A 14636-nucleotide genomic window follows, 5' to 3' on the forward strand; every position below is an offset into this window, starting at 1 on the left:
AAACAACTTAAAAAGAAACGCGAAAAACTTAAAATTTTTCTTAAGTTTATGAAGGTCTCTCCCCGATTCGTCGAAAATCCGGGGAGAAAGCCGATACTACGACACGACACGCAGCCAAGCGCACAAAAAAACCGGGAAGTGCCCATGCGGCTCTTCCCGGTCTTACGAACTTTACCGGATTAATACTTGAACGACTTACATCCTGTTAACTTGGCCGTACCTTCTATTCCGTTCTTCAAATTCCATCCGTTTTCTTTGTAATCTTGATTGGACTTACCAATAAGGTCTGCGGCCGTTTCACTCATATCGCCTGGCATCCCGGACATTTTTGAGCCTTGAGGAGAGAATAGATCGACCTCAAACGGCCCCAAGCCTACCGCCCCTTTCCACGATCCTTGAAGGCACGGCGTCCCTTTTTCCCGCTTCCACTCATGGCCTACCGAGATGCTTGCAGCCCCGAGCTTGACTTTGACGCTGATCTCCGCAGAAGTATAGGTGCCGGGAACGGTCTCGACCGGGGACATATCAATCCCTCCGCCAAGCCCAAGTCCGGTTTCACCGCAAACGCCCCAGCCGTCCTTATCGAAGCAAACCTTCCCGCCGCCGCCGATGCCGGAATAGAGCGATCCGCCTACGCAAAGCTCGCCGCAAGGGTCATTCGACATGACCGGGTTGTTGTTCACATACGCATACAGATTCGCCTGACCGCTTTCGAGGAAGATCGGATCTCGAGCTGTCCAGCGGCCGCTAGCCGGATCATAATCGCGGGCGCCGAACCGCAACAGCCCTGTATCTTCATCCGTAATGCCGCCTGCGAATCCGATCGCGAGTTGGAAGTCCGGATTCGAATCCTCAAGGAGAACGCCGTAGCTGTCGTAGTTCCAGGTTTTCACCGTATCTCCCGACTCGTTCAGAAGCGCTAACGGCGTTCCGACTTGATCCGCAATCACATAATAACGCTGACCGTTACGCTCCAGACCGAGCAAAGTCCCGTTGACATCGTAGCTGTAGAACGTTACTGTACCGTCCGGTGAGACCTCGGCGCTGACCGATTTCGGGAAGTACCGGTTGCCGTATAGATACTGGGTTTTCCCTTGACCGTCTTCACGGGCGACAAGTCTTCCCATCCCATCGTACGTGTAATGGATGTCATCTCCGTTAGCATGCGCCACGAGCAGCTCGCCTCTTGGACCGTAATGGAACGTATCGTTCCCGCGCTGCGTTAAAAATCCGTCGGCATCGAAGGAGTAGGCGACATCTCCCACATGCTGAAGCACACTGGAATCGCCGTACTGATTGCTCGACGAAGCTGAGCCGTCCACCTCGCGCAGCGTCCGGTTTTTGTTCGCATCGTACTCGTAGTGCTCGGAATCGCCCGCGACCCCATTGACGGTGCGAGCAACGTCGGTCAGCTGGCCGTCTTTATCGTACGAGTACACGAATTGCTCTGTGCTGCCAGCCTTCACGACTGTCCTCGTAGTAACGTAATTCCGTTTATCATACGCGTAAGAGACTCGGAACACTTGGCTGCCACCTACCAAGTACGTGAGGCTTTCGATCCGCCCCCTATTGTCATACGCGTAAGCCACATGCATATTGCCGTCGTCCAAGTTGTCCAGACGTCCGTTCGGGCCGTTATACCCGTACGTGAACGATCCAAGCTTTGTCACGCCGAAATCGTCATCGTAGGCGATCTGTTCCGATTTGGTGAATGTTCCTTTACTCGAATTGACCGTTGATTCGACACCCGTGAGGAAGCCATATTCATTATTCGTATACGAAAATGATCCTTGCGCATCCCCATCGAACGTCATCGCAATGATGTTCATTCCGTCGTATTCGAAGGTAATATTTTGCTCATCGGCATATTCGTTCGTCGTCACACTGTTCACGCTCGTGAACCTGCCCAGCTTCTCGTCCGGTGCAAACGTCATCGTGCGGAGAAGATCGGTGTCGTTGATTTCCGTAAGGTTGCTGCCTTCGAACGTGTAATCAACCGTTCTCCCGCTCCACAGGGTGGATACGTCTTTGTTCGATGCCAACGTGCGGTTGATGACGAGACCGGTGCTTTCATCACCCACCTTAATGCCCTCCAAATCACCGTCGGCGTTGAAGCTTTGCCGATACACTTCCCCATTCGGTAGTGTCATGGACGTCTGGTTACCGTTCTTGTCATAACCGAATTGATACGTCTTCTGACCCGCCGTCGTAACCCGAATGAGGCGATTGGCTGCATCGTACGCGTAGGTTTTCACATCTTCGGCTGAATTCGTGACCGTATCGACCAATCCAAGCTCATTGTACGTGTACGCCACGAAAATATCGCCCTGCTCGATTTTTAAGAGTCTACCCTGCTCGTCGTACGAGTACAGCACCGGTGCAATTCCCGTTCCCGGCTCCTCCTGGCGAATCGTGCGGTCCCATTCGTCCATGACAATCTGCACTCGATGTCCCTCAGCCGATGTTAGCGTTACGGTACGCGTTGCTGCATCGTATTGTTGCTTCTGAACGGCGCCATCCAGATCGGTTGTCGTCGTGATGTTCGTGATGCTGAACGGATCATTCGCATCCGCAAACTTCACGTCGCGCGTAACCGTCTGACTGATCTGTTCACCATCCGGCATAAATGTCCGCGTCTTGGATGCGTACAGCTGACCGAACTGCGGATCGACCGCGTACTCGATGTACGCTGTAGTACCGTCCGGATACGACTTTTCCGTTAACAACGGATAATCGTTAACTGTCATTACGGCTCCGTCGGCATTGGTGACACGCATGGTCGTCATTCCGGATTGATTCAAATACGTGTATACGGTCGTGTTGCCGTCTGGATCTGTTACGGAAACCTCATGCCCGCCAACTAGCGGCTTGCGATCGAGCGTCTTCACGCCTTGCCGCGGCGTTTCGGCACGGGTCAACAAACCTTTGGCGTCGTACTCGTATTTCTTCGTGTTGCTTTCAGGGTCCGTGAAGGTGCGCATCAGTCCGCTCGCGTCATATTCCATCTTGTAGCTGTCCCCAGCCGGATTCGTGACCTGCTTCAGCTGTCCGTCCTCTACTGTCAGCAAAGTTACTTGCCCGTAGGGGTTAACAATGGCGGAAGGCGTTCCGTCAGCATCGCGTTGAATCGTAATCGTATGATCGTTGAAGTCTCGAATCGCGACGAGCCGTCCCGCGGTGTCATAGTTATACGTAAAATGCGTTTGTCCTGTCAGTGTACTTACCGTCCGCAGCAGCCTTCCATTTTCCAGATCGAAAACGCCCGCATACATGCCGCTGTTGTCCGGAATCGTATACGTTCCGCCAGAAGCGCCCTTTCTAGTGCCCGTGTACATAACCATAGACAGGTTGCCTCTCGTCTGCGCAAAGAAGTAAACACGGTCATCCGGACCTGCCTGCAACAACTGAAGATTGACGTATTCCGGATTTTTTTCATCTGCAACGGAGACAAGATGTTTCATTTTATCCAATCCGAACGAGTCAAAATTACGAATATAACCGGCTTTATCGATTTGGTAGAAAGTCTGGTTCATGTGACTTCCGTTATATTCGGCGAAGGTGATATTGCCTTCCTCGTCTCGTTCGAACCCTAGCGTATAGAAGTAGGCATCCGTTGCCTTCACGCCGTCTGACAAATTGTAAGCCGTATTCTGATTCTCGCTTTCGAAATTCGGGGCGAACGGCGCGCCGGCGATCGTGCGGATTTCTCCTGAAGGAGAAATAGCCTTGATCCGAGAGACGACAATGGCTTTGCTTCCACAGCCTATCTTACACGGCGCAATAGAATGCGCCTGCAGCACATACAGCGTGCCGTCCTTCCCGATCTCTACTGCGTACACCTTACCGATGTTCTCCTTAGAAGATAAGCCTTCGCCGACACCTTGACCGAGATAGTTATCGTCCCGGGACGTCTGGTCTGCGATCTCATAGTTGAACATGATGCCGTTAGCATCCACGCGGTAAAGAACCCCGTTGTCGATGAAATAAAGCTTGCCTTCCGGTCCGACCTCGTAGTCCTGGAACTGAATGCTCCAGTTGATCGACTTGGCGTCCGTGCCGTCCGGATAGTACGCATTTGTTCCTAAAGGCCGAGGCGTTCCGTTTCCTGCAAATAGTACCCAAGTCGAATCCCACGCATATTTACGGTACACGTTTTGCGTCGTCGAATCTTTGGCATACATCGTGCCATCCGCACCGTAAGCGATCAGCTGGTCCGTATCGGCTCTGAGCGTACCGACCTGCTCGGCGCCGTTTCCATCCGGCCGGATGCGGTACAGGTCAATACCCTTCTTCACGTAGTAGCTTCCGTCCGGACCGACGACGTTCCCTGGGTTCGCAGGAATCGTAATGTCTTGCTCTCGCCCGTTCATTTCGGCCACGGCCGAACCTTGATCCAAGTCGAGCAGCAGGTCTTGACTGCTTAGCTTCCAGCCTGCGATGCCCGTTTCTTCGTAAGGATTTTGCGGACTCGTCAAATAGCCTTCGTATTCTCTGTTCAGTGTCCCCGAATCGCGCCCTTGCCGGAAATAACCCGCAGCGCCTATCGTAATCGTATTACCAAAGCTTTTTCCAGATCCCGACGATCCAGAACCTGACCCTGAGCCGCCGCCTGATGCGAACGGTGGAAGTCCAATATACATCTGAGTCGGATAATGGTACATGACGATCGCTTTATACGGATGCTCCCCGACGAGCTTGCGTCCATAACGATCTTTGCCGTCCCAGACGAATTTGGCCTTCAGGTCTTTCGTCATGGAAGAAACCGCATACGTTTGCTCCATCGTAACGCCCGCAACCGTAACCCTTACGGTTGCCATCAGCAGTTTGTCTGACAACGGTCTTCCATCGGTAACAGGCACCTCGATTTCTCCCCGGGTCGTGTAGCCCGGAGTCAAGTCGCTTTTGTAATCCAACGTAAGCGGCGTGCCTGTAATCGGAATCGATTGGCCGAGCGTCTGATGGTAGCAGCCGATGATCGAGCCTTTCTGATTGCATGGATCCGGCTTCCCGTCGCCCGTACCTTTTCCCGGTTCTGAAATCGGATCGGATGGCGGCATTAGACGCGGATCTGGCCTAGCGAGGCCGTTCTGATTGTAATCGTAAGGTGAAAAATGGTTCGCAGGAACACGCCACAATGTTTTTCCCGTTTCGTAGCGTGCTGCGAGAGCGGTCCGTTCTTCGCTTGTGAAGCCATAATCGGCAAGCCGCTCCTCGGACTCGGCGCTGCCGTCTCCGCTAAGATCGATGTCGGCAAGCCCGCCCGACACGCCGATGATTTGCATGACGATGCCGTCTGTCTCCGCTTCCCAAGCCCCTTGCTGCAAATTGTAATATCCGCTCGGGATAATGCTTCCGGTTTGGAAGTTCAAGAAGTTATCGACGTACACGTAGACCGGTTGGTTAAACGTCAGTTTGCTCGCTCCGGCCGCGACCGCTTCATCCGCTGACAGCTCAACCGCATACGTGTAGGCAACGCTTGCAGGGATTTCACCGGGCATCGCTTGCTCGCCCTTCTCGCCTACCGTATATTCGGTTGCCCGCACATGAAGCTGATTCAACTGCTGAGTTGTGCCATTCGGCAGGGTCATCGTTGCCGTCGTGCCCGGAAGGAATGCAAGCGTTGCTTGACGGGAGCCGTCTTGATCGGTAACGACGCTGCTCTCGGCCATTTGCACGCCACTTGCCCTCGTAAGATCGATTTCCGACACTTTCGAATCGAACGGGGTCATTATGACTTCCGGCAAATTCAGAAACTCGTTCCAATCGGCTGGCGCTTTGCGCTGAACGGTCATATAACCGTCCTTCTCAAATTGAAGCGTAACGCCGTTGCCCCCGTTAATCGCGATATCGAAAACGCCGTCCGCACGGGTCGCCGTAATGCCGATATCGCTATGGTTAAGCACCGTAATTTTCACCCCGGAAATCGGCATGCCGGCGGTGTCGGACACATGGCCCGTTATCACACTGACTTGCTCCGGCCGTAATGCTCCGGGTAATACCCCGAACTGAACCGGGTTCGAGCCTTCGTAGAGGAAGCTCACGCTATCTTTGAACGTAACGTTGTTCGTATTCGGTAGCGACGGCGCTACGGATGACGGATCGGGCGGCGCAAGGACTGCGCTCGGCTTCGCCGTCACAGGCAGCGAACGGTTCGATTCCGCTCCGTCGGCACGGACGGCCGTAACGGCGAACATGTACGATTGGTCATTTTCCAAACCTTGCGCGGTGTAATGAGTCGTTGTTCCCGCGTTATTGCCCGTGTTCCAAGTTAGACCGCCATCCCGCGACATATAGACTCGATACGCCTTCAAATCGGTCGCGTTGATCGGGTCCCAGCCCAGCTTCACCTCGCCGTCACCCGGACTTGCGATGAGGCCTTGCGGTACGGTGTACGCGCTCGGCATTCCGTTAACCGGTAACGATTTGCCCGATTCGTTATCACTCGTGTCTACGGTCGTTACCGCAAAAGTATACCGCTTGCCGTTCGTTAATCCGCTTGCCAAAAATGCAGCCGTCCGCGCGATCTGAGGTGCGCCCCAAGTCGTACCGTTATCCGTGGACAAGTATACGTTGTAGTGATCTTTATCCATATCGGGCGACTCCGTCCACGCGAGGGACAGCATCCCGTTTCTCACGTCTGTAATCCGTAGTCCGGAAGGTACTGCCGGAGGGATGACGTCTGCGCCTGCAGGCGTAATGTTTACGCCCAATGAGCGCGAAGATTCATTGCCGCTGCTATCGGCTGCCGAGACTTGAATGGCATATACGACCCCGTTCGTGAGATTCGAGACTTGATACGAGGTGGACTTCCCGGCATCCAATCGCATGAAGCCGTGGGTCGTCTGATTCGTTACGTAAACGTAATAGTTTTGCAGATCTTCATCCGTAACAGCGTCCCATGTAACGAAAGCGGATTTGTTTCCAGCGATCGCGGTTACTCCCTTAGGAACGATTGGCGGCGTGCGGTCCGGACCGGCAATCGGAGTCGCCGTAAGGGTCCCGGACTTCGCCGATTCGTTGCCGCTCTGGTCCACCGAGGCGATGGCGAAAGTATAAGGGACTCCGCCCTTCAAACCCGTGTAAAAATACATTGGCGCCATTCCGACTGCATAGCCAGAATCCCAAGTCGAACCGCCGTCGAGCGATTTGTAGATTTTATATCCTGCAAGATCAGGCTCCGGAGATTGGGACCACATGAGAACGACGCCATTTGCTTGCGGAAGTCCCATGTTAATAACCGGAACGCTCGGAGGTGTACGATCCGCGTCGGACACAACGGGCTTTGCCGTTACCGCCGCGGACTTGCCGGATTCATTGCCCCGGGCACTGATTGCGGATACCGCGAACGTATAGAGAGTGCCGTCGTCGGCGAGGCCGGTTACGGCGTATTCGGCAACGAGACCGGCATACACGGGCGCGAGCCAGTGGATCCCGCCGTCCGTCGATACATAGACGTTATAGCCTTGAACGTCGGTCCCTGCGGAAGCGACATTCCAACGGAGGGTAACTTTCCCGAGGCCAGCTTCTGCCGAGAGTCCCTCAGGGATCGCAGGCGTCGTCATATCCTTCGGCGTTGCCGAAGCGGTATCGGATTTCAAGGATTCATTGTTCGAGGTATCCATTGCCGTGATGGCGAATGTGTAGGTTTTATCGTTTTCCAGCTGATTGCGGGTAAAAGAAGTTTCCGTCCCGATCAGCACTCCGGCATCCCACGAAGCGCCGCCGTCCGTCGACGTAAATAATCGATAGCCGGCCAGATCCGTCTCAGCGTTCGACGTCCAGGACAACGCGACCGAAGCGTCGCCGGCCGTTGCCGTAAGTCCTTCGGGTACAGCTGGAGGCGTCCGGTCCACCGGGGACCCGGATGCCAACGCCGATTGGGCCGATACATTACCAGCGTAGTCGACAGCCGATACGGCAAAGCGGTACGGTGTTCCGTTCATCAGCCCCGCGACCGTATACGTATCCGACAGACCCACCACATACTCGGCGCTCCAGCCGTTGTCATCGCTTGTTACGTAGATTTTATAGCCTGCCGCATCGGCTTCCGTCGCCTTCGCCCAGTGAAGCTTTATGATGCCATCGCCAGCTTCCGCGGTTATTCCAGTAGGAGCCGCAGGAGCGACAGTATCGCCGGGAACATTATACTTATGGGAGACTTCAAACGAGCCAGCCGTCGCATTCCATTCGTAGCGCTCACCTCCGCCAGGCTTTGATACGCCGACGTGGACCGAATAAGTTCCGGTTTTCGCTTTCTCCGGCACGGTCCAGGCAAACGGGAACGAATACTTCTGATTCGCCTGCAGCACCTGATTGTCAATAAAGCTGCTTAGTACTTTAGCTCCATGCGAATCGTACACCTCGAGATCGACCCGAACGGCCGTATTCTCCGAACTCTCGACCTGCGCCATGAGGGTCATGTTGCTGTTCGTTTTTACGGCTACGGTAGCGGGAACAGGATAGGCAGCCGTTTTGTAAATGGCCGAACTTCTGGATTCAGGCATATCGATCGGCGGTTTTACTTGCAGGACGGCCGCCTTCGGATCCGATGCGTACGTGACTGTTCGGTCTTTACTTGTCACTTCCACATTTACGTCATAGTCGCCGAACCTAAGACTGCCCGGAACGTTCCAAGCGAACGGATACGTGCGCTGCAAGCCGGCCGTGAATGCTTCCTTCGGATACTGAAGCTGCGCCACGACCTCGCCTACCTGGCTCTTCACCTGAACTCGGACTGCAGCTTCTTTAGACACCGCCGGCGACACTTTTAACGTAAGCTCCGCCCGTTGCCCGGCTTTAACGGGATTCGGCTCCGCGGATGCTTCAATGACGAATGCCTGGCCTTCCGGCGATACGCCGTTTCCGTTCGCCGCTTGTGCTGCCAAGCCAGGAACAAACGCGTTCAGCAACGTAACGCAAACCAACCATAACGATAACGTATAAAACCATTTGTGCTTCCTTTTACGCGACTGCATGATTCACTTGCCCTCCTTTAATCTCATTTCCAATACGGATTATAGGATGCGGTGGAATAATAAGGGAGGATGAACATTTCTCACCCTCCCTTCGAGAGCGGCAATAAAAAAAAGCCCGGAGGCAAACCTCCAGGCTTCAACTCGTTCAGCTCATCCGTTTTTGAACAACGTTATTTCAGCAGTTTGTTCCTGATGCTTCTCACTTGCGTTTTGATCGTGTTCAAAGATTTGTACAGCATTTCGGAGATTTGCGTCTTGTTGTACCCTTTTTCCTTGAGGTCGTGAATTTGCCGCTCGGACGGGGTGAGGAGCATAAGCCGGATTTCCTCCCGCATCGCATCGGCGGCGTCCGGATGAATCGAGGACTGCTCGGCGACCGCGGCCCGAATCGCGCCGACGATATCCTCGAAGCTCGATTTGTTAATATAATTGACAGCCCCGTTCTGAAACGCCTTGATGATCACTTCTTTATCTGTCAACGAAGTCAGCATGATGATTTTGATGCGAAAATCGGTTAATAGCATTAATTCTTTCGTGATCTCCAAGCCGTCGAGCTGATTTTCCGTTAAGTTGATGTCCATTAACGCGACATCGATTCGTGTCATTGCGGCCGCATGCAGCGCCTCTTGCTTGGTGGCCGCGGACGCAACGACGCGTATGTCCGCTTCTTTATCGAGATCTGTCGCAATAGTCTCCCGCCAGAACGGGTCATCCTCTACAAGCATTACGTTGATCGCTTTTTCCATTCGGACTCACCCTCAATTCCTGCCGATTGCAAAGGCTGCCTGTCTTTTCGCCGCTGATCTATCCACGAATCGTACGCGTTTTGCCGGAAACCGAATCTCCATCCACGTGCCTTTGCCTCGCTCCGTCTCGACAAGACGTATGGAGCCACCATGCTTGAGCATGACGCCAAAACAGTAATTCAGTCCAAGTCCGTAATTATTGCTGCCTTTCTTGGTAGTGAAGAACGGATCGAAGATTCGTGCCGCGTTCTCCGCCGAGATTCCCGCCCCGTTGTCTTTAACCCCGATAATTATATCCCTCTTCGCTTCCGTCAATGAGATGATAAGCTTCCCTTCCCCCCGTTCAACCGCATCGACTGCGTTCTTCAGGAGATTGTTCAGGACTTCCCTGACGTGGGCGGCATCGCATAACACCAAGGGGTCCGCCGTGAATTCACATTCGACCGCCACATTCTTCAAAGTCAGAACCGGCGCAAGCGTATCCAGGCAGTAGGCAAGCACTTCTTCCATGCGGTGCTCTTGCTCATCAAGAACGATATCGTCCGTTTTTTCTTTGATCCGGTTCATCATTTCGAGGATATGCTCTGCTACTTGATCCAGGCTGGCCAGATTGCGCATCGTGTCATCCATGTTATTATTAGCGACCGCGCTTTTCATCCGGCTGCTCAAATAGTTGATTTTTTGTACTTCGTTCTTCAAGGTATGGTTGAGGATGAGCGCGCCTTGCGTCAAGTTTTTCATCGAATAATCGATCTTCTGCTGCTCTATCTTCAGCTTAATCCCCATAAATCCGTATCTCATCCCGTAGTAGACGAATAACAGCACGAAGAGGATCACGAGCACGAAGTTAAACCGCCATAAGTCATTGCTCACGATCTCTAGGCCGCCCCGGCCAATGAGGAAATAATCGATGCCGTAATAATCCGTTGTATAGAGAAAACAAATGCATAATGTCACGACTACGGACGTTCGGAAGCTGTTTTTCTTATAATCGGGATTTTTCTCGGTGACATAGCGCAGCCAGTAAATGACCAGGCTGATCAGGAAATAAGCGCCGGATAGGATCCGAAAATAGGGATGGCCCAATCGAGCCTCAGGATACATAGACGGGACGGTAATCAGATAGATCGCGATTGGAGCGACAGATAGGAGACTGAAGAGCAAGATCGACCTTCTGGAATAGAGCCGGGTGAATACAAGAGAACACATCAAGAAGAGAAATGGCAATAAGTGATACTCCGTCCCCCATGTAATGATCGTGAATATCCTTAAGGCCTCGACGATGCGGGAGTCTTGAAGCGACTCCCGCATCCACGGGAGAACCTCCATATTGATCACGACGGAAAAACTCGCAAAGCCGGCTATGATGAGGAGGATACCAAACCAGCGCGTATACGCATTTCTCCGATTGTTCACGAGCATGACCGTTCCGATCGTCCACAGGGACAAAAACATGCCGCAGTACAAAATGATCATGGCGATATGCCTCCAAAAGGGGTGATAAATGTTCATCCTTACCGATGACGCCGACTCCTAATATAATTCGAAATGTAGCAAGGGAACGAACCCTTAGCTGAAATAATCGAGGAGCGTGTGCCGCCAAACCTGAAGCCAAACCAGAGGCGAGTAAAGTGGTAAGTAAAGTCAAAAACGAGGCAGCAAAACCGGAGTGTACACCTGAAAGGACGATTGGTTCAAGCGGACTTAGTATAAGATGCACCTAGACGATCCGGACCGCCCTGAAGCTAAACCCGAGTAGACGTTAAAAAAGGACATTTATCTAAGTATAATACGACGGTTATTTCTTACAGATGTGTGATTAGACCTATGACGAGTCATCATAACAATCAAAAACAAGACCGAGGCGTCGTTGGTTCGGTCATGTTTTTGATACTGCTCTATCTGAGGTATTCGTGAAGGGATTGAAATATCCTTCCATTTAGCTCAACCAAGCCATGATAAGCCTGTCGGTATTTGGTTGTTTTGATATCCTTGGCCCTAATAAAAACCACGATCATTTTATTGATGACCGTTGATCGGCGTATCCCACGCGTCACCCGGGTACGAGTATTACGTATCGATCCACGGATCGCCCAATACGACCGTTCCGTTCGGAGCGTTGATTTGGCCGACATTGTCCTGACAAGTCCATGTTTGCGGATTCGGACCTGTCGGGTCCGGATTTCCATGTATGCCATTCCAGCAAATGTCCGCGAACGCGTAATTGATATGCGTCACTTTGCTTACGTCCATGTCCGTTACTTTGTAGGCACGTCCATATGCGGCCCAAGCAGGGTAATACCCGACGATTTTGTAGTTGCCCGCTGCATGCGTGGCGGGTATCGACAGCGCGAAAAATGCGAACATTGCCCACACCATTCCGACGACCAGCGAGATGATGCTTGACTTGTACACGATCCTTTGTTGCATCGCTTCAATCCACCTCTTTCATTCGATTTTTGAAAACGCTTTCAATGAAACCGAATAAAACGCATCACCTCCCTTCATGCTTAAAGCGTGAACGTCGGAACCGAATGGCGCGATCTAGAACGAATAGGCTTTGAATCGAATGACGAAAACAATTAGAATGTGTTAGCTAGAATAGAGTGGGAAATTTAGTAGAGGAAATGGAAGAAATGGGGAGTGATCTCGCTTCAATCTTATGTAATTATTCAGACGAATTAAAGGACAAAAATCCATAATTTGGGGTCATATTTCGATTAGAAATCTCTGTTACGGACAAATTTCCTCACCAATTAAAAAAAAGCCGCGAAATTCGCGGCTTTGGTGTAGATCAATCTCTACTCGCATCATAAATCTTCTTTGCCAAATACGCCGGTCTTGTGCGAGTATCCGTAAAGTGGTCCCCATCGCCAACGATTAGGCGGAAGAGACCAAGTCTCATTGACATGTGGGGATTCCAACCGTAGCCCTCCCCTTGCGGCATTACATTATCTTGGTAGAAATAAACATAGCTTTTGGGGGTTGTTAGCGCGTAGAACGCTTTAAGATCCAGTTTCTCGAAAAGCGGTTTAGCCGGCTCCGGAGCAACGCTTGTATAAAAAAGTCTAGCATCCTCGGTGGTGGCCGTATTTACGAATAAAGCTCGAAACAAATCAAATGGAAGCATGATTGTGTCGTCATTTGACATGGCTCTAAGTTGTTCAAAACCTTTTCTCGTTTGAGGCGGCAACTCGTCAACAACCGATTGTCCGTCTTTTAAAACGAACGCATCCCAGAAGACCAAACGTTTAATGCGATCGGGTATCTGTTCAGCGACTTTTTGAATGACTGATCCACCGAAGCTGTGCCCAACGAGAATAAAATCGTGCAAGTTCAGGTGTTTTATAAAATCAACGACTGATTTCGTAATCATTGCATGCGTGACATTTTTATTTGGATCCGTTCCGTGGCCTGCGTATTCTGGCGTGTAGACGATGTTCCCTTGACTACGCAGTGCTGCAGCTACGCCGTCCCAAAAGTGAGCATCAGCCCAGGAACCATGCACAAGTACGAAGGTAAGTCGTTGATATTGTCGAAAGTGCGGTACGAATCGGTAATAAGGATTTGGAATTTGATTTTCCCCCGGATGATAAGGAAACACGAACAACATCCTCTCATTGACGACATAACTGAGCTTATGCCTATGTCTTTGAGTTGATTCACGCTCTCTCCCCTACTAACGCCTTCTTGTAGTCTTATATATCCGTTCTTAAGTAATGGGAATAGCCAGGATTTTTTACTATAAATAATTTTTCCTTATGCAATGCGTTTATTAATTCCGGCCCTACTTTTAGGTTACTCTGTACGATTTGATGAGGCGTAAGCGCCATCCACTGATTAAGAGAAACATCTTCAAAGCTGTCGCTCTTAAAGATCTCCATAACCCAAAGACTTTTATCGCCGGTGTTCTGAATGTAGTGACCGAATGCAAACGGTACATATCCGACATCCCCAGCTCGATAATCGAAAGTGCGGGCAGTGCCATTGGGGGCGAAAACCGTCATTCGTGCCGTACCCGAGATATAATACTGCCATTCATCATTATTCGGATGCCAATGCATTTCCCTCATCGCACCCGGTTTGATTTCCAACAACGATGCAGCTATTTGCGTGGAAATAGGAAAGTTAGAAGAATCCACTATGCGCACAGTCCCGCCCGGAGTTACAATCGGCTTTTGCGCGAGTAGTAGATGTGTAAAGGATAATGGAATCGTACCTTGCGGATCAGCAACTTGCTGACTTTCTATTGGACCGGGAACGGTTCCTTGATAAATGTATAGCTGATGGTTCGGGATATGGGCAAAAGCGCTTGTGGGTATGCCGAAATTCGCCGATAGTTCGTCCTTTGGCGTATGTGCGAACCAATCGGAGAAAGATAAAGTGTTGAGGTCAGAGAAATTACCGTCAGGGAAAACGAGCAAAAACTCGCTACCCTCTTCCAACCCTTGAATAGAATGCGGAATTCCGGGAGGGAAGTACCACAAGTCGCCTACGCCTACGTCGGCAATGAAGTTCCTCCCGTTCTGGTCAACTGACGTAATGCGCGCACGGCCGACAAGCATAATTGCCCATTCCGCAGACTGATGCCAATGTAATTCACGCACGCCCCCTGGCGTCAGGGCCATATTCACTCCGGCAATCGTGGTTGCAATCGGCAGCTCTCTAACCGTCACTTCCCGCGACCAGCCGCCATGATTTAACTGCATATGAGTGTCGGAGAAAGAGAACTTCATATTGGGCAACGAACCAGCATCGGTGGAAGGCGATACTAGCATGTCAGGGTTCTCAAGGTCTCTCATAACGTCCCGTGGTCCTAAATCCCACCAACCGGCACCATCATCCCTTATCGGCTGCGGTATATTTCCGTTCCGTGTTTCGTTTTCCATAATAAAATTACACTCCTCGTTCGACA

5 protein-coding genes and 1 pseudogene are annotated in these 14636 nt (G+C 51.6%); all 6 read right to left on the minus strand.

The window, feature by feature from the left end; translation table 11 throughout:
* Positions 1 to 179: 179 nt before the first annotated feature.
* Positions 180 to 8975 (minus strand): fibronectin type III domain-containing protein, encoded by an 8796-nt coding sequence (locus tag ACFPQ4_RS00480; protein WP_378109741.1) that lies wholly within the window; start codon positions 8973 to 8975, stop codon positions 180 to 182.
* A gap of 170 nt (positions 8976 to 9145) precedes the next feature.
* Positions 9146 to 9721: a response regulator gene (locus ACFPQ4_RS00485; RefSeq protein ID WP_378109742.1), complete on the minus strand. Its 576-nt coding sequence runs from the start codon at positions 9719 to 9721 to the stop codon at positions 9146 to 9148.
* A gap of 12 nt (positions 9722 to 9733) precedes the next feature.
* Positions 9734 to 11197, minus strand: a complete 1464-nt coding sequence (locus ACFPQ4_RS00490) for an ATP-binding protein (RefSeq protein WP_378109743.1) — start codon at positions 11195 to 11197, stop codon at positions 9734 to 9736.
* A 597-nt stretch (positions 11198 to 11794) separates the two neighbouring features.
* Positions 11795 to 12100, minus strand: a pseudogene (locus tag ACFPQ4_RS00495) (glycosyl hydrolase family 18 protein); the annotation flags it as partial.
* A 415-nt stretch (positions 12101 to 12515) separates the two neighbouring features.
* Entirely contained in the window at positions 12516 to 13334 is an 819-nt protein-coding gene (locus ACFPQ4_RS00500; protein WP_378109744.1) for an alpha/beta fold hydrolase, read from the minus strand.
* An 85-nt stretch (positions 13335 to 13419) separates the two neighbouring features.
* Complete coding sequence (locus tag ACFPQ4_RS00505) at positions 13420 to 14610, minus strand: oxalate decarboxylase family bicupin (RefSeq protein WP_378109745.1); 1191 nt, start codon at positions 14608 to 14610, stop codon at positions 13420 to 13422.
* Positions 14611 to 14636: the final 26 nt, after the last annotated feature.

This window comes from Cohnella yongneupensis, from assembly GCF_042655785.1.
Classification (GTDB): Bacteria; Bacillota; Bacilli; order Paenibacillales; family Paenibacillaceae; genus Cohnella; species Cohnella yongneupensis.